The organism is Streptomyces sp. NPDC050535, from assembly GCF_044457665.1.
Lineage (GTDB): Bacteria > Actinomycetota > Actinomycetes > Streptomycetales > Streptomycetaceae > Streptomyces.
Genome location: NZ_JBITHE010000003.1, coordinates 551,826 through 566,329, shown reverse-complemented (window position 1 = coordinate 566,329; position 14,504 = coordinate 551,826). Strand labels below are relative to the sequence as shown.

Below are 14,504 nucleotides of genomic sequence, written 5' to 3'. Positions count from 1 at the left end.
CGTACCTCATCCGGGCCCTGCGCGTGGTCCGGCCTGACAACTCCATCGGCGCGTGAACGAGGTCCGTAAGAGCAGTGCCGGATGGGCCCGCCTGGCACTGCTCGCCCTGGTGGCGGGTGTGCTGGTCCCACTCGTGTCCGCCGGTCTGCGGAGCGTGTTCTGGGTGCTCGTCGGTATCGCCGGACTCGCCCTGACCGCGGTCGGGGTGTGGTGGACCCTTGCCCACACCGGGGTGGTGCGGACGGCCGGAGCGGGTCTGTGCGTGACCGCGCCGGTCACCGTCCTGGCGCTGTACGCGGCGTACGGCATGCTGGGGCCGGCCCTCCTCTCCCTGGCACTCTGGATCCTGGCCGTGGCGGCGGCCAGGATCGCCGTCACTCCGGGGCGCATCCCGGCCATGGGTAAGCGCGAGACCGCCGAGACGCCACGCCACCCCTGGATCCTGATGAATCCACGCTCCGGTGGCGGCAAGGTGGGACGTTTCCAGCTGGTGGACAAGGCGCGTGCCGCGGGTGCCCGTGTCGTCCTGCTCGATGAGGGAGGGCAGCACGCGGCCGAACTGGCCCGGCAGGCCGTGGCCGAGGGAGCCGATCTGCTGGCGGTGGCGGGCGGCGACGGCACCCAGGCTCTGGTGGCCGAGGTGGCGGCGCGGCACGATCTGCCCTTCCTGGTCATTCCCGCCGGCACCCGCAACCACTTCGCTCTCGACCTCGGTCTCGACCGCGACGATCCGGCGGCGGCCCTGGACGCCCTGACGGACGGTGTCGAACTCCGCGTCGACCTCGGGTTCGCCGCCGACCGGGTTTTCGTCAACAACGCATCCTTCGGAACGTACGCGGCCGTTGTCGGCGAGCCCGCCTACCGCGACAGCAAATGGCGCACGATCCTCCGGGAGCTGCCCGGGCTCCTCACCGACCCGGGTGTGCCCAGGCTGCGGGTGCGGGCCGGCGAGGTGTGCGCCGACGGACTGCAGGCGCTGCTCGTCAGCAACAACCCCTACCTGCGGGCCGTCGGCTCGGCCCGTCCGGGGCGCAGGGAGAGGCTGGATTCCGGACTGCTCGGGGTGCTGTGCGTGCGGGTCGACAACACGGCGCAGGCTGCGGGGAGCGTACGCGGCTCCCGTTCCACGAGCTTCCTGCGGTTCACCGCGGAGGAGACCGTCGTGGAAGCGGATACGGACACGGTTCCGGCCGGTATCGACGGAGAACACGTACTGCTGCCCGCCCCCGTGGTGTGCCGAAGCGTTCCCGGGGCGTTGCGGATCCGCGTGCCGCGCGATCGCTCGGGTGCGCGACCGAACAGACCGGGGGTCGACTGGCGGCGCGTCACGCGCCTCGCGCTGGGGCCGTCGGCCGCGGGCGGAGAACGGCCCCCGACGGCCGTGTGATCCGGAGGAGGCGTAGGTGGCCTCCGCCTGGACGGGGTGGCGAGGGTGAAGGTGGCCGGGCGGAGGTGGCCCCGGATTCAGGCGGCTCACGGATCAGACGGCCCGCGGATCAGGCGGCCGCTTCGCCCCATGGTCCCGGTCCCGGCATGAACGGTTCGTTCGCGCCATGGACCTGGCTGCTCCCCTGTCCTTCGACAGCGAAGTTAGTCCTGCCGAAGCCGCTGACCTGCGCGGACCAACTTCGCTGTCAACGCGGTCACATGACGCTGCCTTCGGCCCGAACCCTCTGGCTTGCGGCAACCGGGTTGGATGGCAAGGAACGTCATGGGCTGGGTTCGCGTCAGCCCGGGCCTCTTTGAAGTGACTGAATCCGAATCCGGCGACGCGGTCCGGGGGCTCGGGCTCAGGCGTCTTCGCGGTAGAGGCCGGTGAGCAGGGCGACGGCGGCGTGGGTGGCTGGGTGGGGGTCCTGGCGCGCCAGATGAGGTGGACGGGGACGGGGGCGGCGTCACGCAGGGAGCCATAGGTGATGCCGTCGCGGCGGTACTGGATGACGGTGCCCTATGGCTCCACCAGCCCACCGTCGGCGCCCTGCTGTGCGCGCCGGCCGCTGGTGTGTTTCCTCCGCGGTGCCGTTTCTCGCCGACCTGCTCGCGCTGCGCCGGGTCACCGCCCGCTTCTTCGGGATCTTCATGAGCGTCAACCCGGTGTTCGCCGCTCTGATCGGCATGCTCGTCCTGGACCAGCACCTTGGCGCAGTATCGTGGCTGGTCATCACCGTGATCGTCACCGCCAACGCTGTGTCCGTGGGCACCGCCGCTAGCCGCTCTAAGACCGACCTCTTTACGGTGAGCCCCGCCGGCCGCCCGCGCCCGGGTGTGTGCCTGCGCCCTCCGCCACGGCGACGTACGGGCCCCTTGGGAGCGGTGGCTCCGCGCGAAAAAAGGTACCCAGCACGACTGGGCTCACGGCGCCGGTACGGCCCCGATCTGCTGCATCACCCCGAGGAGGTCGGGCTGACCCCGGTCGCCGACGATCCGGCCGTCGGCCAGGTAGTAGAAGTTCATGGCCTGCACCGAGACCTTGTTGCCGCTCGCCGGGATCCCGAGGAAGTCACCGTCGTGGGTTCCCCGCATGGTGAACCGCGCGGCCACCGTGTCGCCTTCGGTGACCGTCTCCTCCAGCGTCCACTGGACGTCCGGGAAGGCGCCGCGCATCATCCCGATGACTTCCATGTACCCATCGGGCCCCCGCAGTGGTTCCAGGTGGCTTGGCGCGTGGAACACCGCGTCCGGAGAAATGACCTCGCGGGCGAGATCCTCGTTGCCCGTGTTGATGAACTCGATGAAACGGTTCATCACTGACTCGGTGGACTGCGATGGCATCTTGCTGTGCCTCTCCAGAGACGTTCGGGCGGGTACTCGCGAGCGTGACATCGAATCGATGTTCACATCGATTCGATGTTCGCGTGCGAAGATAGGGTCATGCTGGAACTCGCGATACTCGGTTTCCTCGCCGAGGGACCCCTGCCTGGACACGAGCTGCGCCGCCGCGTCTCACAGCTGACCGGCTATACGCGGCCGGTCAGTGACGGCAGCCTGTATCCGGCGATCAATCGCCTGACCAGGGCGGGCTTGATCGAGCGGCGCGCCGACCCGGCCGCGGGGGCGGCCCGGTACGTGCTCAGCCTGACCGCGGCCGGACGGGCCGACATGCTTCAGCGTCTGCGCAAGCCCGCCGACCACGAGATCACCGACTTCACCCGGTTCTACGTCATCCTGGCCTTCCTCTCCCACCTGCCCGACGTGGCCGGACAGCACGCGGTGCTGCGCAGACGGCTGGAGTTCCTGGAAGAGCCGGCGAGCTTCTTCTACGACAACGAGCGGCCCCTGTGTGCCGAGGAGGTCGCCGACTCCTACCGGCGGGGCATGCTGCTCACCGCCCGCGCCACCAGCCGGGCCGAACGGACCTGGCTGCGCGAGACCCTCGGGGAGAAGCCGCCCGCATTCGACACCGCATGCACCGACAGTGATCCGCATGCGCCCGCCGCTCCCGCGAGCTGACTGTCCACGGAGGTACCCCCATGCTTGCTTCCTGGTACGACGCCCAAGGCCCCGCCGCCGATGTCCTGCACGTCGGTGAACTCCCTGATCCCGTCCCCGGCCCCGGCGAGGTCCGCGTCCGCGTCACCGTCTCGGGCGTCAACCCCGGCGACACCAAGAAACGGCGTGGCTGGCTCGGCTCGTCCATGCCCTTCCCGCGGGTGATCCCGCACAGCGACGCCGCCGGAGCCATCGACGCCGTGGGCGCCCAAGTGGACGCCCGCCGCGTCGGACAGCGGGTCTGGGTATACGGCGCCCAGTCCTACCGCCCCTTCGGCACCGCCGCCCAGTACACCGTCGTACCCGACCACCAAGCCGTACCTCTGCCCGACCATCTGAGTGACGAGCTGGGGGCGAGTCTCGGCATCCCCGGCATCACCGCCCACCGCACCGTCTTCGCCGACGGCCCGGTCGACGACCGACTCGTCCTGGTCCACGGAGTCCTTGGCGGCGTCGGCTCCCTGGCCGCCCAGCTCGCCCACTGGGCCGGCGCGACTGTGATCGCCACAGTCCGTCGCACCGCGGACCTCGATCGCGTCGACCCGGCCGTCGTCTCCCACGCCGTCGCTCTGGATACCGGCGAGCCCGCCGCGGCCATCCGCGCGTACGCGCCGCGGGGCGTCGACCGGATCATCGAGGTCGCGCTGTCCGACAACGCCGATCTCGACAACGCCGTCGCCGCCCAGGGGGCCGTCATCGCCGCCTACGCCACCCGCACGGACCGCACCGAGATCCCCTTCTGGCCTCTGCTGTTCAACAACGTCACCCTGCGGCTGCTCGGCAGCGACGACTTCCCCGCCGAGGCCAAACGCCAGGCCGCCCGTGACCTCACCTCCGCCGCCGCCGTCGGCGCCCTCACCGTCGCCGTCGGCGACCGTCACCCGCTGGACGACATCGCCAAGGCCCACGACCACGTCGATGCCGGCGGTGGCCACAGCCGCATCCTGGTCACCATCCCCCAATAGCGCCGCGGACTCGGAACACCGGCCCGTCACCAGCAACCCCCGTCTCATTGACGGCCGCTGAGTCGCTCACCCCACGCGACTGGGTTCACTGTCAAATAAGCCGAAACGACCGGGTTCGTTGTCAAACGACTCGATTGGATGACAAGGGATATCCACGTGCCCGCCGCAAGGGGTTGCCAGGCGAGCTATGCCGATATATCGTTGACGCATCGCGACCGATCAACGATGGAATGGAGTGATTGCGATGCGTTCCCATGGACAGGAATTCGGATACGAGCGTGGACAGGGACAGGGCGGGTCCGGCCATCGGGGTCGGGGCGGCTTCGAAGGGCGACGTGGGGCTTTCGGGCCCTTCGGGCCGGGTGGTCCCGGTGGCCCAGGTTTTGGTGGACCGGGCTTCGGCCCTGGCCCCTGGGGTGGACGTGGCGGCCGGGGTGGACCGAGGGGGAGGGCGAGGCGCGGTGACGTACGTGCGTCGATCCTGGCCCTTCTCAAGGACCGGCCCATGCATGGCTACGAGATGATCCAGGAGATCGCCGAGCGCAGCGGCGGGGCGTGGAAGCCCAGCCCGGGTTCGGTGTACCCGACCCTCCAGTTGCTGGAGGACGAGGGCCTGATCATCAGCGAGGCCGAGGGCGGCAAGAAGCTGTTCTCGCTCACCGACGACGGCCGCACCGCGGCCGACGAGGGTCCCGACGCGCCCTGGGAAGAGGCCGGGCGCGGGGTCGACTGGGAGACGCTGCACGAGATCCGGCAGGCCGGCTTCGGCCTCATGGAGGCTTTCGGCCAGGTCTGGAAGACCGGCAGCAAGGACCAGCGCGACAAGGCACTGGCGGTCATCAACGAAACCCGTAAGAAGCTGTACCTGATCCTCGCTGACGAGGACTGAACAGGACTGACCAGGGCTGACGACGGCGTTTCGCTGTCGTGGCCGAAGGCGCCCCGCGGAATTGTTTCCGCGGGGCGCTTCTCCGTGCGCGGCCGATGTGCCGGTGCCGGCGGGGTGTGTGGCGGCCGTGTGCTCAGGTCACCAGCCCGGCGAGCTTGCGCAGCGACTCGTCGAGGGCGGCCGTCGCCGAGTCCTTGAGCTTCCCCGCCATCAGGGAGACGGCGGCGCCGGTGAACTCCCCGTCGATCCGCACCCTCGTGGCCTCGCCGTCGGGGATCAGGGTGTAGCGGGTGGTGACGTTCACCGCCATCGGGCCCTTGCCGTGGATGGCCAGGGTGCGGGCGGGTTCCAGCTCGTCGATGGTCCAGTTGACCTCGGCCGGGAAGCCCATGAGCTTCATGTTCTCCTCGAAGGTGGCGCCGACCTCGAGCGAGGTGGGGCCGCCCTTCGGGAAGTTGGTGTGGGTCGAGTTCCACTCGCCGTACGAGGAGAAATCCGTGAGCTGCGCCCAGACCTTCTCGGCAGGCGCCTCGATGCGTGCTTCCGCGCTGACTTCGGCCATGCGGCCACCCCTTTGTGTCGGGTGCTGCGCCCGGCGCAGCTACGGTGTCGCGGAACGTAGCTCCAGGCCCCCCAACATTCAATACTGATGAACCGTCAGGAATTGTGGAGTCGCTCCCCAATTAGGGACCGGCCAGGGGTCGGCGCCGGGTGTCAGCCCACCCGCTCTATCACCGCCGCGTCGAACAGGTCCCACGCGCGCGGGAAGGGTCCTTCGTCGTGGCAGTGCCACGCCTCCCAGAACAGGTCGGCCGGCAGTGCGTCCTCGGGGGCGTACACCCGATAGACGTACTGCCTGCCGTCGACCGCAGGCAGGGCCACCAGCCAGTACCTGCTCTCCATGTTCCTGAGGGACGATCGCCGGAGCGTCCCGGTTTCCTGCGGGGCGTGCGGCAAGGCGGCGCGCGCCCCGGGAGATGAAACGGCGCGATGTCATCCGTAAGGAGGAGAACCCGCGTAGGTACGCCCACCCTGTGTCGGACGCCGAAATGGTGCCCTCCGGGGATGACCCGACTCGGCGGGACTGATGGGGTAGGGGTTGTGCCGTCCCGTACCCCGCAGCAGCCCGCCGCCGAGAGCGGCCCGAACAGCGACGAACTCGATGCCGGGCTCAGTGACGAGTTGGCAACGGTGGTCTCCGGCGCGCGCAGGAGAGCGCTGCGGGACGGGGACAGGCAGATCGACACGGCTCATCTGCTGCACTCGCTGCTGGAGTCCGACCCCGAGGTGCGTGCGGTCTTCGACGGTGGACCACAGGTCGCGCGGCTGCTCGGCTACCTCGTGCAGCGCAGCATCGGCTATGGGCTGCGCTGGCAGGGCACCGTCGAGGACTCCGGTCGCGTACCGACGGTCGTCGAGGAGGGCTGGTCCCCGGCGGCGGCAGGCGCCATGGAAGAGGCGTGCGAGCGGGCCGTCCTCCGGGGTGACACGCGGGCCCGTGGTGCCGATCTGCTCGCGGCGGTCGTCGCCGGTCCCCAGTCGCGGGCGGTCGAGGTGCTGGGGCGTGCGGGCGTGGACGCCCGAGCGCTGCTCGCGCGGATCGAGGCCGGGCTCGAGGAGTACGCCGGCGGTGGCGACGTAGGGGGTTGAGTTCGGGCCGGGTCCCTCCGGTTCAGGTCGGGTCTTCGACTCAGGTCGGGTCTTCGACTCAGGTCGGGCCTTCGACTCAGGTCGGGTCCCCGGCTCAATCTCGGGTTCCTCCGGCTCACGCCCGACCACAGACACCACACACCCGTCGACAGGCACCGGCGCCGTGCGTGGGCGTCCAGCCGTTGAGACAGGTGTCATCGGGGGTGACGCTCATGTCGCCGCCTGTCATCATGTGCCGGTGCATACGTCTCAGGGGAGTCAGGGCAACCGCGGGCGGGGCGTCGGTCTCGGCCTCGCGCTGGCATCGGCGGTCGCCTTCGGCGGATCGGGTGTCGCGGCCAAGCCGTTGATCGAGGCGGGTCTTGATCCGCTCCACGTGGTGTGGCTGCGGGTCGCGGGAGCCGCGCTGATCATGCTGCCGCTGGCCGTACGTCACCGGAGCCTGCTGCGAAGCCGCCCCCTGCTGCTCGCCGGGTTCGGTCTGCTCGCCGTGGCCGGTGTGCAGGCCTGCTACTTCGCCGCGATCTCCCGGATACCCGTGGGCGTCGCGCTGCTCGTGGAGTACCTCGCGCCGGCGCTCGTGCTCGGCTGGGTGCGGTTCGTGCAGCGGCGGCCCGTGACGCGCGCCGCGGCCCTCGGGGTCGTCCTCGCGGTCGGCGGGCTCGCCTGCGTGGTGGAAGTGTGGTCGGGGCTGAGCTTCGACGCCGTCGGGCTGTTGCTCGCGCTGGGGGCCGCCTGCTGCCAGGTCGGCTACTTCGTCCTGTCCGACCAGGGCGGCGACGCGGGCGACGAGGCTCCCGACCCGCTCGGTGTCATCGCCTACGGGCTGCTCATCGGTGCCCTCGTGCTGACCGTCGTCTCCCGCCCCTGGAACATGGACTGGTCCGTACTCGGGGGCACCGCCGATATGGACGGGACCGCTGTCGCCGCCTCCCTGCTCCTCAGCTGGATCGTGCTCATCGCGACCGTCGTCGCCTACGTCACCGGAGTGCTCTCCGTGCGCAGGCTCTCGCCGCAGGTCGCGGGCGTCGTGGCCTGCCTCGAAGCGGTCATCGCGACCGTCCTCGCCTGGGTGCTGCTCGGTGAGCACCTCTCGGCGCCGCAGATCATCGGCGGTGCGGTGGTGCTGCTCGGCGCGTTCATCGCCCAGTCGTCGGCGCCGGCCAAGGCATCCGAGGGCGCGGTCGCCGGAGGCTCCGGCGAGGACGGTCCGGGCGGCTCCGAAAGGCAGTTGTCGGCCCGGGGGAACGCCCTCTAGGGTGTCGATCATGCATTCGGACGCTCTCGTTCTGCCGCCTCCGGCCGCCTGAGGCGGGCCCTCCGGAATCCACGCCCCGCGTAGCCGCCGGGCGGAGCGGTGCTGCCCGCGGACGAAGTCCAAGGATCCTCACGTACGTCTGTGCCCAACGTTCACAGGCCGTGACGTGGTCCCTTCCTGAACTTCTGCTCAGCTGCGGAGAGAACACGTGTCGAATGCTGTTTCCGGCCTGCCCATCGGGCGAGGCCTCCTCTATCTGACCGTCGCCGGCGCCGCCTGGGGGACCGCGGGCGCGGCCGCGTCGCTGGTCTACCGGGCCAGTGACATGGGGCCGATCGCCCTTTCCTTCTGGCGCTGTGCGGGCGGGCTCCTCCTGCTGCTCGCCGTACGCCTGCCGCGCCGCCGGGTCAGGCCCGCCGTGCGCGAGCCGATCCGCCGCAAGATCCTGCGGATCGGTGTCACGGGCCTGGGTCTTGCCGTCTTCCAGACCGCCTACTTCGCTGCCGTCGAAGCGACCGGCCTCGCCGTGGCGACCGTGGTGACGCTGGGCGCCGGACCCGTACTCATCGCGCTCGGGGCGCGGCTGACCATGGGCGAGCGGCTCGGTGGCGCCGGAACGGCCGCCGTCGCCGGGGCTCTGGGCGGGCTCGCGGTTCTGGTGCTCGGCAGCGGGGGTGCGACGGTACGCCCCTGGGGGGTGCTGCTCGCGGTCGTGTCCGCGGCCGGGTACTCCGTGATGACCCTGCTCACACGCTGGTGGGGCCGGGACGGTGGCGCCGACGCGTCCAGTACGACCGTCTGGGCCTTCGCGGTGACCACCGCCTGCCTGCTGCCCTTCGGTCTGGCCGAGGGGCTGGTCCCGCACACCGCCCAACCAGCGCACGTCCTGGCCCTGTTGGCGTACATCGCGGCCGTCCCCACGGCTCTGGCGTACGCCCTGTACTTCGCCGGTGCCGCGGTGGTGCGGTCCGCCACCGTCTCCGTGGTCATGCTCCTGGAGCCGGTGAGTGCCGCCGTGCTGGCCGTCGTCCTGCTCGGCGAGCGACTCACCGCGGCGACGTTCGCGGGGACCTTGCTGATGCTGGGCTCGGTCGCCGGGCTCGCGGTGGCGGAGGCTCGCGGCGCGGCGGCCGGTCGACTCGAGCTGGAAGAGGGGTTGGGGGAGAGGGCGCTGATCTGACGTCGGCGACCCCCGCCCCGCTCTCCTCCAGGGCCACTGTCACAGCGAGGCGAGGTAGTCCGGAAGCTCGATGCCGGGGGCGAGGTCGGCGGCGGGGACGGGGGTGCCGTATCCCTTGGTCAGGGGGAGGACTCCGGTCCAGTGGGGGAGGGAGAGGTCCTCGGGCTCGTCGTTCGGGCCGCCGGTGCGGAGCTTCGCGGAGACCTCGTTGAGGTCGAGGCGGATGACGGCGGTGGCCGCCAGCTCCTTGGTGTTGGCGGGGCGCGAGTCGGACGAGCGGCCCGGGACGACATGGTCGACCAGTGCGTCCAGGGCTGTCCGCCGCTCGTCCGGGTCCGTCACCTGGTGGGCGATGCCGTGCACCACCACGGAGCGGTAGTTGATCGAGTGGTGGAAGGCGGACCGGGCCAGCACCAGACCGTCCACGTGCGTGACGGTGAGGCAGACCGCCAGCCCGGGGTCCGCCTGGCCGGTCATCCGCAGGGGGCGTGAGCCGGTCGAACCGTGCACGTAGAGGCGCTCGCCGACGCGTCCGTAGAGGGTCGGGAGCACGACCGGGGCGCCGTCGCGGACGAAGCCGAGGTGGCAGACGTACCCCTCGTCGAGGATGGAGTGCACCATTTCCCGGTCGTACGCGGCGCGGTTCGCCGAGCGGGTGGGGACGGTGCGGTCGGTCGGGGTGTAGGCGGCGGGGTGCGGTATCCCGGGCTGAAGGCTCGTCTCCGGCATTGCGGTCTCCATTGCACTAGTGCATAATGTCGTTTGTGCTAGGAGAATATCGGATCGAAGGGCGTGGCGCAGCCGAGATCGCCGCGAGCGTCGAGCGTGCCGTGGGTTCGGGCGAGCTGGAGCCGGGACGACTGCTGCCGCCCATGCGGGAGTTGGCGGCGAAGCTCGGGGTGAATCCCAATACGGTCGCGGCCGCCTATCGCACCCTGCGCGAGCGCGGGGTGATCGAGACCGCCGGACGCCGGGGCAGCCGTATTCGCTCCAAGCCGGCCACGACGGGCCGCGACTACATCCGGGTCGAGGTGCCGGACGGTGTACGGAACCTGGCCGACGGGAATCCCGATCGAGCCCTGCTTCCCGGCCTCACCGAGGCGTTCGCCGCGGCGGCGGAGCGGTCGGACCGGGAGCCCGTGATGTACGGGGAGGCGGCTGTCGAGCCGGAGTTGGCGCGGCTCGCGCGCGCCGAACTCGACGCCGACGCGGTGCCCGACGGCCCTGTCGTCGTCACCTCCGGATCGCTCGACGCCATCGAGCGCGTGCTGGTGACCCACCTCAGGCCCGGGGACGCGGTCGCCGTCGAGGATCCCGGCTGGGGCGGCCTGCTGGACCTCGTGCCGGCGCTCGGGCTGCGGGTCGTCGCCGTGGGTGTGGACCAGGAGGGTCCGGTCCCCGAGGACGTACGGCGGGCACTGGGCGACGGTGCGCGGGCCCTGATCGTCACGGACCGCGCGCAGAACCCGACAGGAGCCGCGGTGAGTGCCACGCGCGCGCGTGCCCTGCGTTCGGTGCTCAAGAGGTACCCGGGGACCCTGCTCATCGAGGACGACCACGGGCACCGGATCGTCGACCTGCCGCTGCATCCGCTGGCCGGTACGACCCGCCACTGGGCCCTGGTCCGTTCCGTCGCCAAGGCGTACGGGCCCGACCTTAGGCTCGCCGTGCTGACCGGGGATCCCGTCACCGTCGACCGTGTGCACGGGCGGCAGCGGCTGGGCCCCGGCTGGGTCAGCCATCTGTTGCAGCGCGCGGTCGTCCAGTTGTGGACCACCGGCGCGGTCGACGTACCGGCTGTGGCGGCGTCCTATGAACGCCGACGTGACGCGCTGATCGGCGCCCTCGGGGAACGGGGCGTCGCGGCTCAGGGGCGCAGCGGGATGAACGTGTGGGTTCCGGTTCCGGACGAGACCGGGGCGGTCGCGCGGCTGTTGCACGCGGGCTGGGCGGTGGCGCCGGGGGCCCGCTTCCGGGTGGGTGCGCCGCCCGGTCTGCGGATCACCGTCTCGACGCTCACGCCGGGCGACATCGAGCCGTTGGCCGACGCGGTCGCCGCCGCCGTCGCACCGGCGCCCGCCGCACGCCAGTACGTCTGAGTCATCACCGGCCGCGGTGCCTGTGCGAGATGGCTCATCGGCGTGCCCTGGCCTGGGTGAGGGCCGCTCCCGCCAGGACGACGACCGCGCCGACCGGTGTCGACCAGGTCAGCGATTCGCCGAGGATGGCGACGCCGACCGCGGTGGCGATGACGGGGATGAAGTACGTGACCATCTGGGCCGTCGTCGGGCCGACCTCGGCGACCAGGCCGTACTGGAGGAGGACGCCGAGCCCCGTGCCGAGAATCCCCAGGGCGGCGATCGCGAGCAGCGGGACGAGCGGGAAACGGCTCGGCAGGCTGGTGAACAGCGGCGTGACGAAGGCCAGTTGGACCGTCGCCAGCAGCAACTGGGCGCCGGTCATCGACAGGTGCGAGTGACCGGAGCCGGCCAGCGTGCGGCGGACGTAGATCCAGCCGATCGGGTAGCTCAGTGAGGCCGACAGGGCCATCGCCGTGCCCGTGGCGTCCAGGCCGTGGAAGCCCTGCCAGGCGCCGAGGACGGTCAGCACGCCCAGGAAGCCGAGGCCGAGGCCGGCGACCCTGCGCCGGGTCGGCCGGTCCTCGGAGAGGGCGACCAGGGACAGGGCCATGCCCCACAGCGGCGAGGTCGCGTTGCAGATGCCCGCGAGCGTCGAGGGGATCGTCAGCTCGGAGTAGGCGAAGAGTGAGAACGGCAGCGCGTTGAGCAGGAAGGCCGCGACCGTGAGGTGCCCCCAGGTCCGCGCGCCGCGCGGCAGCCGTTCCCGCTTCACCGCCATCGCCGCCGCGAGGACAGCGGTCCCGAACACCAGCCGCCCGAGCGTGACTTGGAACGGCGCGTAGCCCTCCGTGCCGACCTTGATGAGGAGGAAGCTGAAGCCCCAGATCAGGGAGAGGACGCCGAAGCGGATCCGCCAGTCGAGGGCGCCGCGACGGCGAGGGCTCCGGTCGGTCGGCGGGATGGTGCGAGGAGTGGCGACGGCGCTCATGGAACTCACGATGACGTAGAACGATCACGTAGCACAAGCGAGATTTAGCGCCCGATATCTCGTAGCATTGCTAAGATGTTGAACCTTGAGCGCCTGCGTACTCTCGACGCCCTCGCCCGGCACGGCTCGGTGAGCGGCGCGGCCGACGGGCTGCACGTCACGACATCGGCCGTCTCCCAGCAGATGTCCAAGCTCGAGCGCGAGGTGGGGCAGCGGCTGCTCGCCAAGAACGGACGTGGAGTGCGTCTCACCGACGCCGGGCGGCTGCTCGCCGACCATGCCGCGCGGATCCTGTCGCAGGTCGAGCTCGCGCAGTCCGACCTGGAGGCGCAGCGCGGGCAGGTGGTGGGCGAGCTGCGGCTGTCCGCGTTCCCTACGGCCGCGCGTGGGCTGTTCCCCGCCGTGCTCGGTGCGTTGCGGGCCGAGCATCCGGGGCTGCGGGTTCGCTCGCGGGAGCTGGAGCCCGAGCAGGGTGTCAGCGGTCTGATCCGGGGGGACCTCGACCTCGCCGTCGTGCTCGACTGGTACAACAAGCCGCTGCCCGTGCCCGAGGGGCTTGTCAAGGCCACCCTCCTCGACGATCCCGCCGACGTCGCGATGCCCGAGAAGCACCCGCTCGCCGACCGGGACGCGGTCGACCTGGAGGACTTCGCGGACGACGAGTGGATCTCCTGGCCCGAGGGCGAGTTCTGCCATGAGTGGCTGGTGTACACGCTGCGCGCCAAGGGGATCGAGCCCCGAATCGCTCACCTCGCCGGCGAGCACCACACCCAACTCGCCCTGGTGGCGGCCGGGTTGGGTGTGTGCGTCGCGCCCCGCCTCGGCCGCGATCCGCTGCCGGAGGGGGTGCGGGCCGTGCCCGTACGGCATCGCGTCCACCGGTATGTGCACGCGTTGTGGCGCGAGGACGCCGACCGACGGCCTTCGATCAGGGCGGCCGTGGAGGCGCTGCGCAGGGCGGGGGCGGGGGTGGTTTGAGGGGGTGAGCGGGTGAGTTGGCGAGTTGAGGGATGGCGGGAGGTGCGCGGTGGTGCGTGCCGGGCTTGCGAGGGTGGAAGCGGCCGGGCCCTGCGGGGCGGGCTTGCACTGTGGCGGCTGGGCGGGCCCTTGCGGGGCGGGAGGGTGGCTTGGCCTGTGCGCGGGGCTCGCGATGGTGGGGGCGGTCAAGGCGCTGCGTGGCGGGCTTGCGCTGGTGGGGGACTCGCCGAGCCCTGTGCGGCGGGAGCGTGGCCGGGTTCGCGCGGCGGGAGCGTGCCGGGCCTGGATGGGGCGGAAGTCCAGCCGGCCTGCGTGGAACGGAAGTCCAGGCGGCCTGCGTGGAACGGGAGTGCAGCCGGGCCCGGGTGGCGCGGGAGTCCAGCCGGGCCCGCGGGGGACGGGAGCGTTGCCGGGCCCGCGCGGCGGGAGCCCGCACAGGTTGAGCCGCCGACGCCCGCGAGGCTCGGGCTACAGCCCCGCGAGTTTCCGGAAGTCCCAGGAAGCGATCGCGTCCGGCGTCAGCCGCATCCACGCGTGTCTGCCGTCGTGCGGCATTTCGTCGATGCCGAAGTTCTTGCCGGCGAACAGCCGCTCGACCGGGGCTAGTTCGGGGAACTCCTCGCCCGTACGAGGCACCTCGCCGACGAACTCGACGGTGCCGGACAGCTCGGCGCCCCGCAGTTCGCCGTACTCCTCGCCGGTGTCGACGACCACGGCGACGCGCGGATCACGGCGCAGGTCGGACCAGCGCTTGCTGCGGGTGATCGAGTACAGCCAGAGCGAGGTGCCGTCCCAGACGAACCAGAGCGTGCTCACGTGCGGGGCGCCCGTCGCGGAGACGGTCGCGACGCGGCAGGTGCGCTGACTGCCCAGGAACTCGTCCAGTTCGTCGGGCGTCATCATGATCTTCCGGCCCCGGCGTTGAGTGACGGCCATGCGGTCCCCTTCTCTGCCGTGTGCCCGGCGCACTTCTCCGGCGTACCCGGCGGGATTTCGTATCCGGCAACATCTGACGATGCGTCAGGA

General features: G+C 71.2%; 15 protein-coding genes and 1 pseudogene. 9 read left to right on the top strand and 7 right to left on the bottom strand.

What is annotated here, in order from left to right:
- The first annotated feature begins 52 nt into the window (after positions 1 to 52).
- A complete protein-coding gene (locus ACIBLC_RS10635) occupies positions 53 to 1,387 on the top strand; it encodes a diacylglycerol/lipid kinase family protein (RefSeq protein ID WP_399210403.1) in 1,335 nt (444 codons plus the stop codon).
- A gap of 403 nt (positions 1,388 to 1,790) precedes the next feature.
- Here ACIBLC_RS10635 and ACIBLC_RS10630 read toward each other — a convergent pair.
- Both ACIBLC_RS10630 and ACIBLC_RS10625 read right to left on the bottom strand, forming a co-directional pair.
- Positions 1,791 to 1,945 (bottom strand): annotated as a pseudogene (locus ACIBLC_RS10630) (LysR family transcriptional regulator); the annotation flags it as partial.
- Positions 1,946 to 2,352: 407 nt separating this feature from the next.
- A complete protein-coding gene (locus ACIBLC_RS10625; RefSeq protein WP_399210402.1) occupies positions 2,353 to 2,745 on the bottom strand; it encodes an ester cyclase in 393 nt (130 codons plus the stop codon).
- Between the two features lie 126 nt (positions 2,746 to 2,871).
- Between ACIBLC_RS10625 and ACIBLC_RS10620 the strand changes: the two genes are divergently transcribed.
- From ACIBLC_RS10620 to ACIBLC_RS10610, 3 genes are all read left to right on the top strand, one after another.
- Positions 2,872 to 3,450 (top strand): PadR family transcriptional regulator, encoded by a 579-nt coding sequence (locus tag ACIBLC_RS10620; RefSeq protein ID WP_399210400.1) that lies wholly within the window; start codon positions 2,872 to 2,874, stop codon positions 3,448 to 3,450.
- 20 nt (positions 3,451 to 3,470) lie between these two features.
- Positions 3,471 to 4,454: an NADPH:quinone reductase gene (locus ACIBLC_RS10615; RefSeq protein WP_399210399.1), complete on the top strand. Its 984-nt coding sequence runs from the start codon at positions 3,471 to 3,473 to the stop codon at positions 4,452 to 4,454.
- A gap of 244 nt (positions 4,455 to 4,698) precedes the next feature.
- A complete protein-coding gene (locus ACIBLC_RS10610) occupies positions 4,699 to 5,343 on the top strand; it encodes a PadR family transcriptional regulator (protein WP_399210398.1) in 645 nt (214 codons plus the stop codon).
- 133 nt (positions 5,344 to 5,476) lie between these two features.
- Here ACIBLC_RS10610 and ACIBLC_RS10605 read toward each other — a convergent pair whose 3' ends face one another.
- A complete protein-coding gene (locus ACIBLC_RS10605) occupies positions 5,477 to 5,905 on the bottom strand; it encodes an SRPBCC family protein (RefSeq protein ID WP_399210397.1) in 429 nt (142 codons plus the stop codon).
- A gap of 152 nt (positions 5,906 to 6,057) precedes the next feature.
- Positions 6,058 to 6,246, bottom strand: coding sequence for a hypothetical protein (locus ACIBLC_RS10600; protein ID WP_399210396.1), 189 nt, complete (start codon positions 6,244 to 6,246; stop codon positions 6,058 to 6,060).
- Positions 6,247 to 6,444: 198 nt separating this feature from the next.
- On the opposite strand from ACIBLC_RS10600, the gene ACIBLC_RS10595 reads away from it, so the two are divergent.
- The 3 genes from ACIBLC_RS10595 (at position 6,445) to ACIBLC_RS10585 (ending at position 9,431) form a co-directional block, all read left to right on the top strand.
- Positions 6,445 to 6,993, top strand: coding sequence for a Clp protease N-terminal domain-containing protein (locus ACIBLC_RS10595; RefSeq protein ID WP_399210395.1), 549 nt, complete (start codon positions 6,445 to 6,447; stop codon positions 6,991 to 6,993).
- A 232-nt stretch (positions 6,994 to 7,225) separates the two neighbouring features.
- On the top strand, positions 7,226 to 8,251 hold the full coding sequence (locus ACIBLC_RS10590; RefSeq protein WP_399210394.1) for an EamA family transporter: 1,026 nt from the start codon (positions 7,226 to 7,228) through the stop codon (positions 8,249 to 8,251).
- A 208-nt stretch (positions 8,252 to 8,459) separates the two neighbouring features.
- Positions 8,460 to 9,431 carry a DMT family transporter gene (locus ACIBLC_RS10585; protein WP_399210393.1) on the top strand — a complete coding sequence of 324 codons (972 nt, stop codon included), beginning with the start codon at positions 8,460 to 8,462 and terminating at the stop codon, positions 9,429 to 9,431.
- A gap of 39 nt (positions 9,432 to 9,470) precedes the next feature.
- On the opposite strand, the gene ACIBLC_RS10580 is transcribed toward ACIBLC_RS10585, so the two are convergent.
- Positions 9,471 to 10,160 carry a pyridoxamine 5'-phosphate oxidase family protein gene (locus ACIBLC_RS10580; protein WP_399210391.1) on the bottom strand — a complete coding sequence of 230 codons (690 nt, stop codon included), beginning with the start codon at positions 10,158 to 10,160 and terminating at the stop codon, positions 9,471 to 9,473.
- Positions 10,161 to 10,195: 35 nt separating this feature from the next.
- Between ACIBLC_RS10580 and ACIBLC_RS10575 the strand changes: the two genes are divergently transcribed.
- Positions 10,196 to 11,530 carry an aminotransferase class I/II-fold pyridoxal phosphate-dependent enzyme gene (locus tag ACIBLC_RS10575; protein WP_399210390.1) on the top strand — a complete coding sequence of 445 codons (1,335 nt, stop codon included), beginning with the start codon at positions 10,196 to 10,198 and terminating at the stop codon, positions 11,528 to 11,530.
- Positions 11,531 to 11,564: 34 nt separating this feature from the next.
- On the opposite strand, the gene ACIBLC_RS10570 is transcribed toward ACIBLC_RS10575, so the two are convergent.
- The gene (locus ACIBLC_RS10570) at positions 11,565 to 12,500 is read right to left on the bottom strand and encodes a DMT family transporter (RefSeq protein WP_399210389.1); all 936 of its coding nucleotides are present in this window, start codon (positions 12,498 to 12,500) and stop codon (positions 11,565 to 11,567) included.
- A gap of 75 nt (positions 12,501 to 12,575) precedes the next feature.
- On the opposite strand from ACIBLC_RS10570, the gene ACIBLC_RS10565 reads away from it, so the two are divergent.
- On the top strand, positions 12,576 to 13,478 hold the full coding sequence (locus ACIBLC_RS10565; RefSeq protein WP_399210388.1) for a LysR family transcriptional regulator: 903 nt from the start codon (positions 12,576 to 12,578) through the stop codon (positions 13,476 to 13,478).
- A 468-nt stretch (positions 13,479 to 13,946) separates the two neighbouring features.
- Here ACIBLC_RS10565 and ACIBLC_RS10560 read toward each other — a convergent pair whose 3' ends face one another.
- Positions 13,947 to 14,414, bottom strand: a complete 468-nt coding sequence (locus ACIBLC_RS10560; RefSeq protein WP_399210387.1) for a pyridoxamine 5'-phosphate oxidase family protein — start codon at positions 14,412 to 14,414, stop codon at positions 13,947 to 13,949.
- Between the last annotated feature and the right edge of the window lie 90 nt (positions 14,415 to 14,504).